Annotated in this window: 17 protein-coding genes; 7 read left to right on the forward strand and 10 right to left on the reverse strand. The window is 57.8% G+C overall.

The features are described from left to right. Nucleotides 1–19: 19 nt before the first annotated feature. Nucleotides 20–1,669: a TIGR04028 family ABC transporter substrate-binding protein gene (locus tag ACL2XP_RS04640; protein WP_413737392.1), complete on the reverse strand. Its 1,650-nt coding sequence runs from the start codon at nucleotides 1,667–1,669 to the stop codon at nucleotides 20–22. Nucleotides 1,670–2,034: 365 nt separating this feature from the next. Between ACL2XP_RS04640 and ACL2XP_RS04645 the strand changes: the two genes are divergently transcribed. The 3 genes from ACL2XP_RS04645 to ACL2XP_RS04655 are packed head-to-tail and all read left to right on the forward strand — an operon-like array spanning nucleotide 2,035 to nucleotide 4,558. Continuing rightward, nucleotides 2,035–3,060: a methionine ABC transporter ATP-binding protein gene (locus ACL2XP_RS04645; protein WP_413737393.1), complete on the forward strand. Its 1,026-nt coding sequence runs from the start codon at nucleotides 2,035–2,037 to the stop codon at nucleotides 3,058–3,060. Further along, entirely contained in the window at nucleotides 3,053–3,721 is a 669-nt protein-coding gene (locus tag ACL2XP_RS04650) for a methionine ABC transporter permease (RefSeq protein ID WP_413737394.1), read from the forward strand. Before ACL2XP_RS04645 ends, ACL2XP_RS04650 begins: the two co-directional genes overlap by 8 nt. Before the next feature lie 18 nt (nucleotides 3,722–3,739). Continuing rightward, complete coding sequence (locus tag ACL2XP_RS04655; RefSeq protein WP_413737395.1) at nucleotides 3,740–4,558, forward strand: MetQ/NlpA family ABC transporter substrate-binding protein; 819 nt, start codon at nucleotides 3,740–3,742, stop codon at nucleotides 4,556–4,558. Nucleotides 4,559–4,665: 107 nt separating this feature from the next. Here ACL2XP_RS04655 and ACL2XP_RS04660 read toward each other — a convergent pair whose 3' ends face one another. The 5 genes from ACL2XP_RS04660 to ACL2XP_RS04680 all read right to left on the reverse strand — a co-directional run bounded on the left by ACL2XP_RS04660 (nucleotide 4,666) and on the right by ACL2XP_RS04680 (nucleotide 8,073). Continuing rightward, nucleotides 4,666–4,788 (reverse strand): hypothetical protein, encoded by a 123-nt coding sequence (locus ACL2XP_RS04660; RefSeq protein WP_413737396.1) that lies wholly within the window; start codon nucleotides 4,786–4,788, stop codon nucleotides 4,666–4,668. Nucleotides 4,789–4,871: 83 nt separating this feature from the next. Further along, complete coding sequence (metQ, locus tag ACL2XP_RS04665) at nucleotides 4,872–5,687, reverse strand: methionine ABC transporter substrate-binding lipoprotein MetQ (protein ID WP_413737397.1); 816 nt, start codon at nucleotides 5,685–5,687, stop codon at nucleotides 4,872–4,874. 152 nt (nucleotides 5,688–5,839) lie between these two features. Continuing rightward, the gene (locus ACL2XP_RS04670; protein ID WP_413737398.1) at nucleotides 5,840–6,748 is read right to left on the reverse strand and encodes an AEC family transporter; all 909 of its coding nucleotides are present in this window, start codon (nucleotides 6,746–6,748) and stop codon (nucleotides 5,840–5,842) included. Between the two features lie 198 nt (nucleotides 6,749–6,946). After that, complete coding sequence (locus ACL2XP_RS04675) at nucleotides 6,947–7,654, reverse strand: NAD(P)H-binding protein (RefSeq protein WP_413737399.1); 708 nt, start codon at nucleotides 7,652–7,654, stop codon at nucleotides 6,947–6,949. A 122-nt stretch (nucleotides 7,655–7,776) separates the two neighbouring features. Further along, the gene (locus tag ACL2XP_RS04680; protein ID WP_413737400.1) at nucleotides 7,777–8,073 is read right to left on the reverse strand and encodes a DUF1330 domain-containing protein; all 297 of its coding nucleotides are present in this window, start codon (nucleotides 8,071–8,073) and stop codon (nucleotides 7,777–7,779) included. A gap of 246 nt (nucleotides 8,074–8,319) precedes the next feature. Here ACL2XP_RS04680 and ACL2XP_RS04685 point away from each other — a divergent pair, with 246 nt between their 5' ends. Together ACL2XP_RS04685 and ACL2XP_RS04690 are read left to right on the forward strand one after the other, a co-directional pair. Next, nucleotides 8,320–9,522, forward strand: a complete 1,203-nt coding sequence (locus ACL2XP_RS04685; RefSeq protein ID WP_413737401.1) for a TCR/Tet family MFS transporter — start codon at nucleotides 8,320–8,322, stop codon at nucleotides 9,520–9,522. Between the two features lie 88 nt (nucleotides 9,523–9,610). Continuing rightward, nucleotides 9,611–10,516: an NADP-dependent oxidoreductase gene (locus ACL2XP_RS04690; protein ID WP_413737402.1), complete on the forward strand. Its 906-nt coding sequence runs from the start codon at nucleotides 9,611–9,613 to the stop codon at nucleotides 10,514–10,516. 143 nt (nucleotides 10,517–10,659) lie between these two features. Here ACL2XP_RS04690 and ACL2XP_RS04695 read toward each other — a convergent pair whose 3' ends face one another. After that, on the reverse strand, nucleotides 10,660–11,409 hold the full coding sequence (locus tag ACL2XP_RS04695; RefSeq protein WP_413737403.1) for an SDR family NAD(P)-dependent oxidoreductase: 750 nt from the start codon (nucleotides 11,407–11,409) through the stop codon (nucleotides 10,660–10,662). A 114-nt stretch (nucleotides 11,410–11,523) separates the two neighbouring features. On the opposite strand from ACL2XP_RS04695, the gene ACL2XP_RS04700 reads away from it, so the two are divergent. Beyond that, nucleotides 11,524–11,880, forward strand: coding sequence for an ArsR/SmtB family transcription factor (locus ACL2XP_RS04700; protein WP_413737404.1), 357 nt, complete (start codon nucleotides 11,524–11,526; stop codon nucleotides 11,878–11,880). Nucleotides 11,881–11,968: 88 nt separating this feature from the next. Further along, nucleotides 11,969–12,541 carry a DUF1003 domain-containing protein gene (locus tag ACL2XP_RS04705; RefSeq protein WP_413737405.1) on the forward strand — a complete coding sequence of 191 codons (573 nt, stop codon included), beginning with the start codon at nucleotides 11,969–11,971 and terminating at the stop codon, nucleotides 12,539–12,541. A 28-nt stretch (nucleotides 12,542–12,569) separates the two neighbouring features. On the opposite strand, the gene ACL2XP_RS04710 is transcribed toward ACL2XP_RS04705, so the two are convergent. The 3 genes from ACL2XP_RS04710 to ACL2XP_RS04720 all read right to left on the reverse strand — a co-directional run bounded on the left by ACL2XP_RS04710 (nucleotide 12,570) and on the right by ACL2XP_RS04720 (nucleotide 15,770). Then, nucleotides 12,570–13,595 (reverse strand): 2-hydroxyacid dehydrogenase, encoded by a 1,026-nt coding sequence (locus tag ACL2XP_RS04710; RefSeq protein WP_413737406.1) that lies wholly within the window; start codon nucleotides 13,593–13,595, stop codon nucleotides 12,570–12,572. Nucleotides 13,596–13,749: 154 nt separating this feature from the next. Continuing rightward, nucleotides 13,750–14,346: a LutC/YkgG family protein gene (locus ACL2XP_RS04715; protein WP_413737407.1), complete on the reverse strand. Its 597-nt coding sequence runs from the start codon at nucleotides 14,344–14,346 to the stop codon at nucleotides 13,750–13,752. Next, nucleotides 14,343–15,770: a lactate utilization protein B gene (locus ACL2XP_RS04720; protein WP_413737408.1), complete on the reverse strand. Its 1,428-nt coding sequence runs from the start codon at nucleotides 15,768–15,770 to the stop codon at nucleotides 14,343–14,345. The genes ACL2XP_RS04715 and ACL2XP_RS04720 overlap by 4 nt, the downstream gene beginning before the upstream one ends. Nucleotides 15,771–15,776: the final 6 nt, after the last annotated feature.

Below are 15,776 nucleotides of genomic sequence, written 5' to 3' on the forward strand. Positions count from 1 at the left end.
TTTAGCGGTAGGGCGCGGCTTAATGTTTTGCCAACCAGGCGCCGTAAAACGCCGGCCGGCCCACGGCCTCGAAATTCACCCCATGCAGATAAGGCGCGCCGGCAAACACCTGCGGCTCTTCAAAGATTGGGATGACATAAGCCTGATCGATCAGGTAATTTTGCGCATCTCCCGCCAGCTGCAGCCGTTTTTGCGGGTCCACTTCCGCGGAGATGGCTACCAGCAGGGCATTAAGCTTGTCGTCGCTGAAGCTTTTCACCTTGCTGCTCAGGCCGCCTTTTTGCAGCAGCGCGTCGCGGTTGGTGGGGTAAAACTGGCTTTTAATCACGTCCGGGTCGGCGCGGCCCACTTCCACCACGTTGGCCGGGGTTTTCAGCGGGTCCAGGCTATCGGCGATTTTGCTGCCGGCATCCCCCGCCAGGATATTGAGCCGCGCGCCCACCTGGCTCCATTGCTGCGACACCAGTTGCAGCACCTCTTTGTTTTGCGGCTGCGGCGGCGATTCGTAAATCGTCAGGGACAGCGCCTGGCCGTCCTTCTCGCGCAGCCCGTTGGCGCCGGGCTTCCAGCCCGCGTCATCGAGCAATTTTTTCGCCTGCGCCGGGTCGAATTTCAGTTTATCCGCCAGATTGACGAATCCCGCCGCCGGGGCGGCAATCACCGAAGCGGCCTGCGGATAGCTGGGGGAAAACAGCGTATCGACAATCTGTTTGGTATCGGTGGCGTGCAGCAATGCCTGGCGTACCCGCACGTCTGACACCAGCGGGTTATCCGGCCGGAAGGAGATACCGTCATTCACGCCCCGCGTCGGCGCGGCATACAGGGTAAAGTGCTGTTCCGTGGCCTGCTTTTCGTCATAGGCCTGAACCTGGCGGATAAAGTCGGCCTGGCCCGCCAGCAGCGCGCCGATGCGCACGCTATCTTCCGGGGTCACGATAAATTTTATGCCGTCGAGATTGGCCCGGCCCTGCTGCGTCAGGTTCTTTGGCCCCCAGCGATAATCCGGGCGTACGCGCAAATCCACTTCGCGTCCCAGGGTTTCTTTATCCACGACAAAGGGGCCGGAGCCGATAATATGCCGGGCATCGCCCAGCGCATCGAAATTCTGTCCCAGGGTCGCCAGCGACACCAAGCCGGAACCAATGGTGGCGGTGCCCTGCAGGAAGCCCGGCGATGATTTTTTAAAGAAGAAGGTTACCGTCAGGGGATCGATGACCTGGCTATGGTCATAGTTATTAATCACTTCCGATACCGGTAAATGCAGGTCTTTATTGCCCAATCCATACGTATCGAAGTTTTTGGCTACCGCGTTGGCGTCCAGGGGCGTGCCGTCCGAGAAGGTGACGCCCGGCCGGATTTTAAACGTATATTGGGTTTTATCGGCATTGGCGGTCCAGGACTCGGCAATCCATGGCTCGATGGCCAATGTCTTGGGATTCTGATAGGTCAATTTATCGGTAATCTGATTCAGAATACCGCCGTTGGGATAAAAACCGCCGGCCGGCGGATAAAGATTGGTATGCGCCTGCTGCTCAAGATAAATCAGGGTGCCCCCCTGGACCGGGGTATCCCCGGCGGCCAACGCGCCGGCGGAGCCGGTAAGCAAAATTAACGATAATGCCAAGGCCAAATTATGGTTCACAGTATTCAGACGATATTTTTTTTGCATGGTAATCCCTATAAAATAAGCAGCTGGAAATCGTCAAAACCAATATCAGGCAATTAAACCGCAAGTTAAAACAACATATCTAAATATCCAATTCTGAAAACGGCATAAGTAAATAACCCAGCCGGTAAAGTCGATAAATAGTATGATTTATAGCCTACTTATCATGGGTAATTGTGTTATAAAGCAATGCCTGAGGGGTATATAAGAATTAACTATATCTAATATTTTATTGTTTCTTCTGCCGGCCGGCCGGTTATCCTACTATGCCGATGGCTATTAGCCGCACGAATAAATAACAAAAAATAATCAGAACAATTAATCAGCACATTAGCCTAGTCGGCGGCGGTTAAAAGGACCGAAGCGTTATGATCGTTCTTAAGAACGTTTCCAAAATATTCGAGGGCGACAAGACGCCGATCGTAGCCGTGGATAATGTCAGCCTGCGCGTCGCGCATGGCCAGATTTACGGCATTATCGGTTATAGCGGGGCGGGCAAAAGCACCCTGATTCGCCTGTTGAACGGGCTGGAAAAACCCACTTCCGGCTCGGTCATGGTCGCCGGGCAGGATATTGCCCAGGCCGGCGGCGAGCAGCTGCGCCAGGCCCGGCTGAAAATCAGCATGATTTTCCAGCATTTTAATCTGCTGTGGTCGCGCACGGTCAGTGAGAATATCGCCTTTTCCATGCAGATTGCCGGCGCTTCCAACGCGGCTATCGCCAAGCGGGTCGCGGAACTGGTGGCGCTGGTGGGGTTGCAGGGGCGGGAAAAAGCCTATCCTTCCCAGCTCAGCGGCGGACAAAAACAGCGGGTGGGCATTGCCCGGGCGCTGGCCAATAATCCGGCGGTGCTGCTGTGCGATGAAGCCACCTCGGCGCTGGACCCCCAGACCACCGATTCCATTCTGGATTTATTGCTGGATATCAACCGCCAGCTCAACCTTACCATTGTGCTAATCACCCACGAAATGCACGTGGTGCGCAAAATCTGCCAGCGGGTGGCGGTCATGGAAGAGGGCCGGGTCGTGGAAGAAGGCGAGGTGCTGGAGGTATTTACCCATCCGCAGCAGGTGATTACGCAACAGTTTGTCCGCCAGGTCAGCCAGTATCAGGATATTGAACAAACTTTTAATCCGCTGCTGGTCAAGGGCCTGCCCGGCATCATCCTTAAATTGACGTTTATCGGCCTTAGCACCCATCAGCCGGTGGTGGCCGAACTGACGCTGCGTTACCGCCTGCCGTTTAATATTCTGCACGGCAAAATGACCCAGACCGCCAACGGCATTTTCGGCGAGCTGTGGCTGCACGTGGAGGCAAGTCCGGATCAATTGACCGCTATCCTGGCGGATTTGCGTCAACACGCCATCGCCGCCGAGGTCGTTAATCATGATTGAGTCCCTATTCCCTCACCTGCAACCGGCCCAGCTGTGGGCGGCCACCGGTGAAACCCTTTATATGACCGCCCTATCCGGCGTGGCGACCTTTGTGCTGGGGATCGCGCTGGGACTGGCGCTGTTTCTTACCGCCCGCGGCGGCCTGTTCCAGCACCGCACGCTGTACGGGGTGATTTCGGTACTGGTGAATGTGTTCCGATCCATTCCTTTTATTATCCTGATCGTCTTGCTGATCCCGTTTACCAAAATTCTGATCGGCACCATTCTGGGCGCCAACGCGGCGTTGCCGGCGCTGATCGTCGGCGCGGCGCCGTTTTACGCGCGCCTGGTGGAGATTGGTTTACGCGAAGTGGATAAAGGGGTGATCGAAGCGTCCCGCGCCATGGGCGCGCGCGTCAGCACGCTGATCTTTCGCGTTTTACTGCCGGAGTCTTCGCCCGCCCTGGTGTCCGGCATTACCGTTACCCTGATTGCGCTGGTCAGCTACAGCGCCATGGCCGGCGTTATCGGCGCCGGCGGGTTGGGCAATTTGGCCTATCTGGAAGGATTCCAGCGTAACCACAACGACGTCACGCTGGTGGCGACCGTGATGATCCTGATCATCGTGTTCGTCATTCAGTTAGCGGGCGACGTCATTACCTCAATGCTTGATAAACGTTAAACAGACCGGGATAACCTTATGAAAAAAACCTTGACCTTGCTGGCCGTCGCCACCCTGACCGCACTGAGTTTGTCGGCGTCCGCCTGGGCGGATACCCTGACCGTCGGCGCGTCCAATGTGCCCCATGCGGAAATCCTTGAACAGGCCAAGCCGATTTTGGCCAAACAGGGTATCGACCTGGAAATCAAACCGTTCCAGGACTACATTCTGCCGAATACCGCCCTGGCCAGCCACGATATCGACGCCAATTATTTCCAACATATCCCGTATTTAAACAGCGTGCTCAAAGATCATGCGGGGGATAAAAGTTATGATTTCGTCAGCGCCGGGGCTATCCATATCGAGCCGATCGGTATCTATTCCAAAAGATTTAAAAGCCTGAAAGACCTGCCGCAAAATGGCAAAGTCATCATGCGCGATTCAGTGGCGGAAGAAGGACGGATTCTGTCGATTTTCGAACGCGAAGGCGTGATTAAGCTCAAGCCGGGTATCAGCAAGGTGGATGCGCGCATTACCGATATCACCGATAATCCGAAGCATTTGCAATTCCTGCCGAATATCGAAGGTTCATTGCTGCCGCAAATGTATAACAATGACGAAGGGGATGCGGTGGTGATTAATGCCAACTACGCCATTGATGCCGGCCTCGATCCGGTCAAGGGGCCCATTGCGGTGGAAAGCGGCGAAAATAATCCTTACGCCAATATCATTACCGTCCATCGCGGCGACGAAAATAAGCCCGATATCAAGGCCCTGGTGACGGTATTGCACTCCAAAGCCATTCAGGATTGGATTCGTACCAAATATCACGGCGCGGTCATACCGGTAAATAATTAATCCCTCCTCCGCCCCGGCGCCGGCGTAACGGCCCCGGGGCGGCGGCATATGCCGCTCAGCCTTGCCCATCGACAATCATCCCCCCCTTTCCTCCGCCGTTTTTTCTATCAGCTTCGCGATGCCCACTTTTTTGCACGCCGCGCCAATTCAAGCGTGCAGGTGGTCCCCTGGATATTTTCCTGCGGCAGATCGTCGGCGGCGAGTTCGGTGATTGACCAATCCGCGGCCATAAAAAAGCTCCCTGCAATGGAGCGCATCGCAGGGAGCCATAAGCGCGGGCAACAGCGCCGGGAGGCGCTGTCGTCGGCGGACTTTACCAGCCTTTGACCGCGTCGCCGTGGTAAATTTTATCCGCGGCGGCGGCAACTTCATCGGTTTGGTAAGCTTTCACCAGGTTTTTAACCTTCTCGCTGTCTTTATTATCTTCGCGCGCCACGATCAAATTGACGTACGGCGATTCTTTATCTTCCACAAACAGCCCGTCTTTGTTAGGGGTCAGTCCGATTTGCGAGGAATAATTGGTGTTGATGATGGCCACGTCCACTTTGCCATCGTCAAGGGTGCGGGGAAGCTGCGCCGCTTCGATTTCCACGATTTTCAGCTGTTTGGGGTTTTCAGTAATATCCAGGGATGTGGGCAGCAGGCCGGTACCCTCTTTAAGCTTGATTAAACCGTTTTTTTGCAGCAGCAATAACGAACGGCCAAGGTTGGTCGGATCGTTGGGGATGGCGATCTGGGCGCCGTCGGGCAACTGGTCGATGGACTTGATTTTGCGCGAATAGGCGGCGATCGGATAAACAAAGGTCTTGCCTACCGATGCCAGTTTGTATCCGCGCTCCTTGATTTGCTGATCCAGGTAAGGGCCATGCTGGAAGGAGTTGGCATCAAGATCCTTGTTATTGAGCGCTTCGTTGGGCAGGACATAATCGGTGAAGGTCACCACTTCCACATCCAAATTGTACTTATCCTTGGCGACTTTTTTTACCGCATCCCATAATGGCTGATCGATGCCCGCGCTAATGCCGACTTTAATATGGTTGGCATTGGGATCGGCTTTATCGCACGCGCTCAGCAATAGCGAAAATACCACCGCGCCGGCAAGGGTGATGGCCTTAAAAGTGTGTGTCATTATTTTTAGAACTCCAGAATGAATTGATTTTTTTTATCAGCAACGTCAAGCAACATCGCTGCGTATGAAAAGGTTACAGGAAATGACGGCGGTAATATATCGCTGAAAAGGCATTAATACATGACAAAAAGTTCTGAGGCGCGTCCGCCGGATCAGACCTGCATAACGGTGAGCAGGGTGGTGATGATGATGATACTCAGAAATACCGAGATGGAGCCGGTAAAACTGGACACGGAACCCAGGCTGCTGCCCCTGGCGGTAAATACCGGCGCCAGGGATGAAACCGGCGCGAACACCGCTACCGCCAGCACCTGGCGAATTTCCAGGGGCAGCGGGGTGCAAAAATAAAACAGCGCGGCGAAGACGGCGCCGGCGCCATAGCGCAGGGCCAGCACCTTATAGACGCTTTTCAACTGCGTCCGGTCGATATTAATCTCCAGCATCATGCCGATAATCAGCATGGCGATGAAAGGGTTGGCGTTGCCGATAATGGACGTAAGAATAGTGACCTGGCTGGGCAGATGGAACCCGCATAACGCCGCCACCAGCAGCAAAATATAGACATCGAATGGGATCGACGAAAACAGCCGCTTAAATGTATCTTTCAGGCCGGTACTGTTGCCTGTGGCGTTGGAGGCGGCGACATAGCTGCCCCCGGTACAGATAACCGAATTACCGGCATCAAACAGGCAGGTGGCGACAATACCCACCGGGCCAAGGAAGCTTTGCACATAGGGTAATGTAAAACAGCCGATGTTGTAGCCGGGTGAATTAATCATGAAAAACATCTTGGTATCATTATCGCCCTTGCGGGCGATCAGATACCCGGCGCCCAGCAGGATAATATTGCAGACAAACCCAATCAGCACCAGGATCAGCAGGGAATGATCGACATTGAAACTGGCAAAGCCGGTGATCACCGCCGCGGGCAAGGTCAGGTTCATCATGATCTTGGATAAAGCGATGCTATCGGAACGCTGCAAGACGCCATATTTCTTTAACAGATAACCGATTACGATGATGAAAAAGAAAGAAAAGGCCTTGATGAGCACTTCTAGCATTTTACGGTCCCGGGGAATGGCTGCGTAGCGCGGTCCTGCCTCGCCTGCCGGCCTAAAATCGCCGCAATGGATGTCTTTGCGTGCGGTTTTCAGCGGCAACGAAGGCAAAACATAATGTATTTATCATACATTACCACATGTATCCGTCCCACCATTTTGTGGCGGATACGACGGGATAAGCTGCCGGCCGCGGGCCGTTCAGGATTTTGCGGGGGAGGCCGGGGGGCGGGACGCATCATAGATATCGCCGGCTTCCAGGATTGGCTTGGCAAACCCGCGCCTGGCCAGATTAAGCATCGCCAGCCCTATCCCCTCGGTGGTGAGGATGGCGCGGGGAGCCAGGGGACGCAACAGCGCCAGCAGCGGCCCCAGCACCACGTAAATCCGGCGATACAATGCGGTTTTGGAGCGGGCGCCGTGGGTGGCCTGGATCAGCCCGGGGCGTATGATATACACCGCTTTGAGCGGCAGGCGCCGCAAGGCGTTTTCGGTGCCGCCCCTGACCCGTTCCCACATGGTGCGGCTACGCTGCGCGCTGTCGGCCCCGGCCCCCGACAAATAGACGAATGTGGCCTGCGGGCTGGCCTGGGCCAGCGCCACGGCGGCGGCCATGGTCATATCATGGGTGATGGTTTTATAACGCTGTTCGCTCATGCCCAGCGAACTGACGCCGAGACAGAAAAAGGCGGCATCAACGCCGCCAAGCGCATCGGCCAGGGCGTCATCATTGTCGTCGTTGTCATAGCGCAATAAGTCGCCATGAACAATCGAATGCAGCTTGGGATGCGTCACCACCGGCGCGGCGCGTCCCACCGCAATCACCGACGTAACGTCCGCGGCCAGCAGGCACTCCCGCAGCACGCCCTGGCCGACCATGCCGGTGGCGCCCCAGATCATCACTTTCATACGCAGTTCTCCATTGGTCGGCCCGGCCCGGCCTGGTTTAATAATTGAGTAATCACTCAATTATAGGCCGCTGCTTGTGGATTACAAGTCAGCGGATTACACGTTATGGTTTACTGTCCGCGTCATTGATCTTCTACGCCCTGAATGATGAAAGTGCGGTATTTCGCGCCGCGAAAGCGATGCACCACGGCCGCCTGATATTCCGGGCTGTCGTACCAGGCTTCCGCCAGTGCGAAGGTGGGAAACTCAAGAATAACCGCGCCCTCTACCGGGTCGCCGTCGGTATTGCGCAGATGTCCGTATAGCGCCAGCGGCTTGGGGTGGTGGATAGCGGTGCTTTTGTCCGCCTTTTCGCTATAAATCTTTAGTTGTTCGGGGTCGATGGTGGTTTCGCGTATGGCGACAAAATAAGCGGGCATAATGTTATCTCCAGTTATTGCTCACGGCTGAACGGCTGTTGTCATGTACCGCCGTATAGTATATATAATATATAAGTAATTAACCTCGCGAAAAATCGGCCGCCCCGGTGGTCGACACACACGCCGATCGCGCGCTACGCGCATGGATAGGCCAGCGTTTTCCTCAATCGCCTGAAACAACGTCAGGCACCGTCACAGGTTGACGCGCCCCTGAGCGCCAGTCCTGGGAATTGACAGGAACGCTGCATGCACAAATCTCTTTTCATTATTTTTACCACCATCGTCCTTGATGCCGTGGGCATCGGTATTATTTTCCCGATTCTGCCCTCGTTGCTCAAAGACGTTACCCATACCGACAATGTGGCGCTCTACATCGGCATAATGACCGCCCTTTATGCCGCGATGCAGTTTATTTTCGCGCCGGTGCTCGGCGCCCTGAGCGACCGGCTGGGCCGCAGGCCCGTGCTGTTGCTTTCTCTCGCGGGCGCCGCCCTTAACTACCTGCTCCTCGCATTTTCACCCACGTTGTCATGGTTATTGCTTGGCCGTGCGATCGCCGGTATGACCAGCGCCAATATCTCGGTGGCGATGGCCTACATCACCGATATCTCCGCCGAGGATCAGCGTGCGCGACGTTTTGGCCTGTTTAACGCCATGTTCGGTATAGGTTTTATCATCGGGCCGGTACTGGGCGGCATGCTTGGCGATTACTGGTTGCGGCTGCCTTTCATTGCGGCATCGGTGCTCAACGGCTGCAATTTCCTGCTGGCGCTGCTCGTTCTGCCGGAGTCGCGCACGCCGGGCCGCGAGAAAATCAATTTGTCCGCATTCAACCCACTCCGGCCGCTGCGCTGGGCCTTTGCCGTACACGGACTGCTGCCGGTGGTGTTTATCTTTTTTATCCTCAGCGCCGCCGGCGAGGCCTACGGCATCTGCTGGGCGTTATGGGGGCAGGATGCGTTCCAGTGGAATGGATTCCGGGTAGGACTGTCGCTGGGGACGTTTGGCGTCTGCCAGACGCTGGTGCAGATTTTCCTGCCAGGGCCAGCGGCCAGATTTTTTGGCGAACGGGGCGCTGTTTTCGCTGGCATCATCTGCGCCTGCATCGCCCTCGTCGCAATGGCCTTCGCCAGCGAGGGCTGGATGGTATTTGTTATCATGCCGGTCTTCGCTCTGGGCAGTATCGGGACGCCGGCGCTTCAGGCGCTGGCTACCCGTCAGGTTGATTCCGACCGTCAGGGGCAGTTCCAGGGGGTTTTGACATCGGCAGTGAGTCTGGCATCGATCGTCGCCCCGCTTTTTTTCTCGACCTTCTATTTCGCCGTCCAGAAAGACTGGCCCGGCGCCGTCTGGCTCTCGGTGGCCGTCTTTTATTTAATTGCGGTACCGCTGGTTGTCCAGGGTACCCGTACCGCCCCCTCGGCCCACTATAAAGGGGGCTGTTCATGAGCACTAAGTTGCATCATTCCCGCATACGCCGCCTGGCGCGCAAGCGACAGCCCAGGTTTGCATCGATTATTCAACGGAGGCATAAATAATGAAGGCAATACGGTTCAGTGACTACGGCGGCCCCGGGGTTATGCACATCGTCGATGTCGAGGCGCCCCGTCCTGGTCCCGGTGAAGTGCGGATCGCGGTCCGGGCATCAGGCGTTAATCCATCTGACTGGAAACGCCGGGCCGGATTATACTGTGATTTCGATCAAGTCATATTTCCCGCCGGTATAGGTGTAGAGGCCTCGGGCATCGTGGATGAGATTGGACCCGACGTTTTTGACGTATCCATCGGCGACGCGGTTTTCGGTATGGGCAGAAACACGCTGGCCCAGTATGCAATTCTCACGCACTGGACAAAAAAACCGCAAGAGCTGTCGTTTGAGGCGGCGGGCAGTATTTCAGTGGTCGTTGAAACAGCATTGCGCAGCCTTGGCGACCTGGCGATGAAGCCCGGGGAAACACTGCTGGTGAGCGGGGCCGCCGGAGGAATCGGGTCAGCGGTTATCCAGATTGCGCATAACCGCGGAATTACCGTAATCGGTACCGCCAGCTTAAAAAACCATGGCTATCTGCAAGAGCTGGGCGCTGTTCCCGTGACTTATGGCCCGGGTCTGAAAGATCGCGTCAGGAAACTGGCGCCGGGAGGCGTGGACGCAGCGCTGGATATTGCCGGATCGGGGATCATTGCGGAGTTAATCGCCATCGTTGGCATCCCTTCGCGCGTTGTTTCCGTCGCCGATTTTTCGGCTGCGCAATATGGGGCCAAATTTTCCAAAGGTCCGCCTGAAAATCCAGACCAGGTGCTTATGGAGGTAAAACGGCTTTGCTGCGAAGAACATTTCCGCTTGCATATCGAACACACTTTCCCGCTGGAGAAAACGGCGGCGGCGCATGAAATCAGCGCAAGAGGGCATGTCAGGGGAAAACTTGTTATTTTAACCAGCTGAACTTTAAATTTTAACGCGAAATCTTAACGCGAAATCTTAACGCGGGTTTCCGATCCGCCGGGCGTCAAACTCTTTTGCTGCGGCTGCGCGGATAGGGCGCCGCCGCAGTGGTTTTGTATCAGCGCCGGTATCCGCCGCGGCCGTTAACGCCAGCCGCCGGAAGCGGAAAGACGTTCGCCGGTCAGCCAGGCGGAATCGTCGGAGGCGAGGAACAACGCTATCCGGGCAATATCCGCCGGCTGGCCGATGCGCCCAAGCGGCGTCGTCGCCACTACCTGCTGTTCAAATTCGCTGCCCAGCACGCCCAGCGTCTCAGCGCCTTCGGTCGCCACCATGCCCGGGGCGATGGCATTTACCCGAATCCCGCGCGCGCCCAGTTCCCGCGACAGACCTACCGTCAGCGTATCGATGGCCCCTTTGGTCGCCGCGTAAATGGCGGTTCCGGCGGTGGGATTGGTACTGACCATCGAACCGATATTAATCACGCTGCCGCCCTGCGGGCCGAAATAGTTCAACGCTTCCCGGGTTGCCAACAGGGTACCGAGCACGTTGGTATTAAATTGCCGGTGGAACTCCTCTTCGGTCACCGACTCCAGCGGATCGAATTTGAATATCCCGGCGTTATTGACCAGCACATCCAGCGTGCCAAAGGCGTCCTTGGCGGCGGCGAAAAGACGCTGTACATCGGCCGACTTGGCCACATCGCCCTGGACGGCGATGGCGCGGCCGCCGTTGTCGACGATGTGCGCCACCACTTGGTCCGCGCCTGAGCGGCTGGATGCATAGTTAACCACCACCGCCGCGCCGGCGGCGCCGAAACTTTTGGCTATGCCGGCGCCGATACCCTTGGACGCGCCGGTGACGATAGCTACTTTCCCCTGCAATTGACTCATATCTGGACTCCCGGTTAGATGAATAAGTGCGTTAGTTCGGAATTTATGAACTAGGTTAGTTCGTAAAATATGAACTATTGGACTCTTTGTCAACCAACGGTTATAATTATTTTCATGAGACCGATAATCCACCCCGCAGCCAGCGACATCACCGTCGAGGGTATATTGCATGCCCTGTCCGATCCTTTACGGGTGCATATCTTTTCGCAAATCGCCAGCGCCCAGTGTCCGCAGACCTGTTCGGCATTCCTCGCCTTCAGCAACCGCAGCATACCCAAATCAACCTTGTCCCAGCATTTTAAAGTGCTCCGGGAAGCGGGGCTGATCCGCAGCGAGCGCAAAGGGGTGGAAATGCATAACACGCCGCGCCACGAAGACGTGCACGAGCGGTTCGGCGCGCTAATCGCCTCCATTATCAACGCCTATGCCGCCCAATGCGCGCGCGCGCATACCCCGCCGGATCAGCAATAGCCCGCCGTTACAAATGAAACGCGTTTTCCGCCCCGGCAACCCCTATAATCGGCGCATCGATTTTGACGCTAATCCTGGGGATAATGGTATGAGTGGGAAACAACATAACGCAACGCCGGCAGCCGGTAAGCTTGCCGCTCCGGCGGTGGAGAAGGTGGACCATCTGCGTTTTCACCGGCGCCACGCCCATCTGGCCGCGCCATTCGGCAACGGCTGGTTTGCGCGTAAAGCGGAGGGTTTTGCCCGGTTTTTCGGCACCCCCGTGTTTCTGGGCGCCCAGACGCTGATCGTGGTCGGCTGGGTGTGCATCAATACCTTCGGATTCGTTCGTTTTGATATCTACCCGTTTATCCTGCTTAATCTGGCCTTCAGCCTCCAGTCGGCCTACGCCGCGCCCCTGATCCTGCTGGCCCAGACGCGCCAGGCGGAGCGGGACAAAGCCCATGCGGACGCGGACGCCCAGCACCGCGAGGCGCTGGCCGTGGCCAATACGCAACGCCAGGACATGGCCGCGTTAACCTCGGCGCAAATCATGGAATTACTCAAGCAAAATACCGAACTGACCACGCTGACTAAAAACCTGAGCGAGCGTATCGAGGTGCTGGCGGCGGAACTACATAAAAAATTATTGCAGGACGCGCCGGCAATCGACCGCCGTTAACGGCCCGGGCGCCGCAACGGCGATATTCTCAGCCCATGCCGTTTAGCGGCGCTTCCCCCGCCAGGGTGCTCAGCAGGCCGTCGCGCAGCAGCGCCGCCATGCGCAAACGGGTGGCCAGCGTCGCGCTGCCCAGATGGGGCAGGCCAAAGACATTATCCAGGGTCAGGTAATCCGGATGGATATCCGGTTCGCCGGCGAACACATCCAAGCCGGCCGCCGCCACCTGGCCGCCGCGCAGCGCGGCAACCAGCGCGTCGTCATTGATAATGTCGCCGCGGGAAATATTAACCACCACCGCGCCCTCGGGCAGTTGCGCCAGCTGGGCGTCGCCGACCGCGCCGCGGGTTTCCGGGGTGGGCGGGCAGGCGATGCAGAAATAGTCGCTGTGCGCCATCAGTTCGGCGAGCGTGGCGTGATAGCGGGCGCCATTTTCTATATCCATGGGCAAACGGTGGCGGTTGTGGTAATGCACGTCCATATCAAATCCGCGCGCGCGCCGGGCGATGGCCTGGCCGATGCGGCCCATGCCGAAGATGCCCAGGCGCTGGCCCCAGAGATCCTTGCCCAATAGCTGATCGGGCGCCCAGCCCGGCCATTGGCCGCTTTTTAACAAACCCAGGCCTTCCACCGCCCGCCGGCCCGCGCCCAGCATCAGCAATATCGCGGTATCCGCGCAGGATTCGCTTAATACATCCGGGGTGTAGAGCACCATCAGTCCGCGCTCCTTGGCGGCGTCCAGATCGATATGGCTGGTGCCCACGGAGTAGGTGCAGATGGCCCGCAGGGAAGAGGGGAGCCGTTCGATGGCGCGCCGGTCAAGGGGCATGGAAAGCGGGATGAGCAGCGCGGCCACGTCGGTCATCGCGGCCAGGCCTGCCAGGATAACCTCCTGCGGGGCGGCCGGCGCAAAACGCAGGGAAAAATGCGCGCTTAACAGTTCATGGGCCTGGTCAAATAGCGGGCAGGCCATAAACAATACCGGTTTGCCGGCTGCCGCGGTTTCAGGCACAGGTGTTGCGGATTGGGTGATTTCACCGACCGTTGCTTCAGACATTGCCACCTCGTTACGTCTGGTTGCCCGGCAAGCCCGGGCGCATACCTCATCTGCCCGGTTTGCCGGATTCGCCGACCGTACCGTCCACGCCTGCGCCGGGACAATCATGTCAGTATAAACCACGTTCCCTGCATTGCGGAAGCCAAGGGCGCGATCAAGGCAGGCCGATCACCCGCAGACTGCGCACGCCCTGGGCGCCGCGGATCAATACCCCTTCGATATCCGCGGTGGCCGACGGGCCGGACATCAGCACCGAGTAGCGCGCGGTGAGGAACTCCGCGCGGCGGTAGGCCACATGCAAATTGGGCAGGATATCGGCGACGGACAGCAATACCACCAGATGCTGCGCCAGATAACCCAGCGAGTTTATCCGGCACTCCCGTTCGCTCAGCCACACCGAACCGGTTTCCGCCACGGCGAAACCCGCCTGCACGATACCGACCTCCACCCCGGCCAGCGAGCCGGGAGGGGTGGCCTCGGTCAAGGGGAAGTCGCCGGCGATATCCTCCACCGCCGAACAAAATACGCCGCCGTCGGGGAACAGGCTGCGGATATACGCCGTAAGCGCCGGGCCGTCGGGGCGCCGGTCGACAAAGGTCGCGTCCCAAATACCGCCCATAATCGCCAGCGATACGCCGAAGGCGGCGGGCGTAGCCGGGTAATCCGTTTCGAAAGTGGGCACGTCCGGCAGCGCCCGCGGCGCCGGCGCGTGGCTGCGAATACGTTTTAAGATGGCGTCGCGATCGCTCATGGCTGCTCCTCCCGATCCTCTGGTCCGCCCTGGCCGGCGGACTCGCCGTCCCGCGCCCGCTGGCGCTCTTCATACCAGCGGTGGAAACTCTGGCGCGGAGAGGCCGGGATCTCGCGGGATTCGCCCCAGGCATTCAGCGGGTTATACAATAGGATGCGCGGCAGTTTGGGCACCACCGCGTTGGCGGTATCCACCACCGCCCGATACAGCTTCGGATTGGCCAGGATCTTGCCGGCCGCCTTCATGGCGCTTTTCTTGGCGAACGGCAGTTCGTTATTGCGCGCCACGATTTCGCGCCATTTGAAAATCTGCTCGTGGATATTGATGCGCACCGGGCAGACGTTGGTGCAGCTGCCGTTAAGCGTCGAGGCGAACGGCAGCGTGCTGTATTTTTTCAAATCCATGGTGGGATTGATAATGGCGCCGATGGGGCCGGAATAAACGGCGCCGTAGCTGATGCCGCCGCTGCGCCGGTAAACCGGGCAGGTGTTCATGCAGGCGCTGCAGCGGATGCATTTGAGCGAATACCAGAAATCCTCCATGGCCAGGCGGTCGCTGCGCCCGTTATCCACCAGAATATAATGCATCTCCCCGCCCCGCCGCGGGGCGCGGAAATGGGAGGTATACTGGGTAATCGGCGATCCCAGGGCGCTGCGCGACAGCAGCCGGATAAACACCCCCAGATCCTCCATGCGCGGGATCAGCTTTTCTATGCCGATGGAGACGATATGCAGATTCGGCACATTGGCGCTGAGATCCGCATTGCCTTCATTGGTGCAGACGGTCACGGTGCCGGTCTCGGCGACGGCGAAGTTGCAGCCTGTCATGCCCGCCTCGGCGCGCAATATCACCGGGCGGGTCTTGTCGCGCTGCTGCGCGGCCAGGTAATGCGGGTCGGCATTATCGGGGTCGGTGCCCAGCGTGCGGGCGAACACCCGCGCCACGTCGATGGAGAGCTTGTGCACCGCCGGCACCACGATATGGCTTGGCATTTCATCATCGAGCTGCTGGATGCGCTCGCCCAGATCGGTTTCCATGACCTCGATGCCGCGCGCTTCGAGATAAGGCCGCATATCGCATTCCTCGGTGAGCATCGATTTGCTTTTGACCAGGGTCTTGACCTGCCCGGCGGCGAGGATCTCGTGCACGATACGGTTATGGGCCGCGGCGTCGCCGGCCCAGTGTACCTGCACGCCGTTGGCCTGGGCCTGGCGCTCGAACATCTGCAAATAGCTATCGAGGTGGGTCAGGGTATGCTCTTTAATCTCCGAAGCCAGGGTGCGCAACTGCTGCCACTCGGGATGGGCCTTCATCTGCGCGTCGCGGCCCGTGCGCAGGCTCCAGAGCCGCTGATCGAGGAAGATTTGGTGCTTTTCGCTGGCCAGAAACGCCCGCGAGCCTTTGACATGATCGATTGCTTTCATAACGCT

The organism is Sodalis sp. RH21, from assembly GCF_047324175.1.
GTDB lineage: Bacteria > Pseudomonadota > Gammaproteobacteria > Enterobacterales > Enterobacteriaceae > Acerihabitans.

Excerpts from the sequence above, each read along its gene's own strand:
- ACL2XP_RS04640 (WP_413737392.1), bottom strand. The coding sequence starts at position 1,669 with ATGCAAAAAAAATATCGTCTGAATACTGTGAACCATAATTTGGCCTTG.
- ACL2XP_RS04645 (WP_413737393.1), top strand. The coding sequence starts at position 2,035 with ATGATCGTTCTTAAGAACGTTTCCAAAATATTCGAGGGCGACAAGACG.
- ACL2XP_RS04650 (WP_413737394.1), top strand. The coding sequence starts at position 3,053 with ATGATTGAGTCCCTATTCCCTCACCTGCAACCGGCCCAGCTGTGGGCG.
- ACL2XP_RS04655 (WP_413737395.1), top strand. The coding sequence starts at position 3,740 with ATGAAAAAAACCTTGACCTTGCTGGCCGTCGCCACCCTGACCGCACTG.
- ACL2XP_RS04660 (WP_413737396.1), bottom strand. The coding sequence starts at position 4,788 with ATGGCCGCGGATTGGTCAATCACCGAACTCGCCGCCGACGATCTGCCG.
- metQ (WP_413737397.1), bottom strand. The coding sequence starts at position 5,687 with ATGACACACACTTTTAAGGCCATCACCCTTGCCGGCGCGGTGGTATTT.
- ACL2XP_RS04670 (WP_413737398.1), bottom strand. The coding sequence starts at position 6,748 with ATGCTAGAAGTGCTCATCAAGGCCTTTTCTTTCTTTTTCATCATCGTA.
- ACL2XP_RS04675 (WP_413737399.1), bottom strand. The coding sequence starts at position 7,654 with ATGAAAGTGATGATCTGGGGCGCCACCGGCATGGTCGGCCAGGGCGTG.
- ACL2XP_RS04680 (WP_413737400.1), bottom strand. The coding sequence starts at position 8,073 with ATGCCCGCTTATTTTGTCGCCATACGCGAAACCACCATCGACCCCGAA.
- ACL2XP_RS04685 (WP_413737401.1), top strand. The coding sequence starts at position 8,320 with ATGCACAAATCTCTTTTCATTATTTTTACCACCATCGTCCTTGATGCC.
- ACL2XP_RS04690 (WP_413737402.1), top strand. The coding sequence starts at position 9,611 with ATGAAGGCAATACGGTTCAGTGACTACGGCGGCCCCGGGGTTATGCAC.
- ACL2XP_RS04695 (WP_413737403.1), bottom strand. The coding sequence starts at position 11,409 with ATGAGTCAATTGCAGGGGAAAGTAGCTATCGTCACCGGCGCGTCCAAG.
- ACL2XP_RS04700 (WP_413737404.1), top strand. The coding sequence starts at position 11,524 with ATGAGACCGATAATCCACCCCGCAGCCAGCGACATCACCGTCGAGGGT.
- ACL2XP_RS04705 (WP_413737405.1), top strand. The coding sequence starts at position 11,969 with ATGAGTGGGAAACAACATAACGCAACGCCGGCAGCCGGTAAGCTTGCC.
- ACL2XP_RS04710 (WP_413737406.1), bottom strand. The coding sequence starts at position 13,595 with ATGTCTGAAGCAACGGTCGGTGAAATCACCCAATCCGCAACACCTGTG.
- ACL2XP_RS04715 (WP_413737407.1), bottom strand. The coding sequence starts at position 14,346 with ATGAGCGATCGCGACGCCATCTTAAAACGTATTCGCAGCCACGCGCCG.
- ACL2XP_RS04720 (WP_413737408.1), bottom strand. The coding sequence starts at position 15,770 with ATGAAAGCAATCGATCATGTCAAAGGCTCGCGGGCGTTTCTGGCCAGC.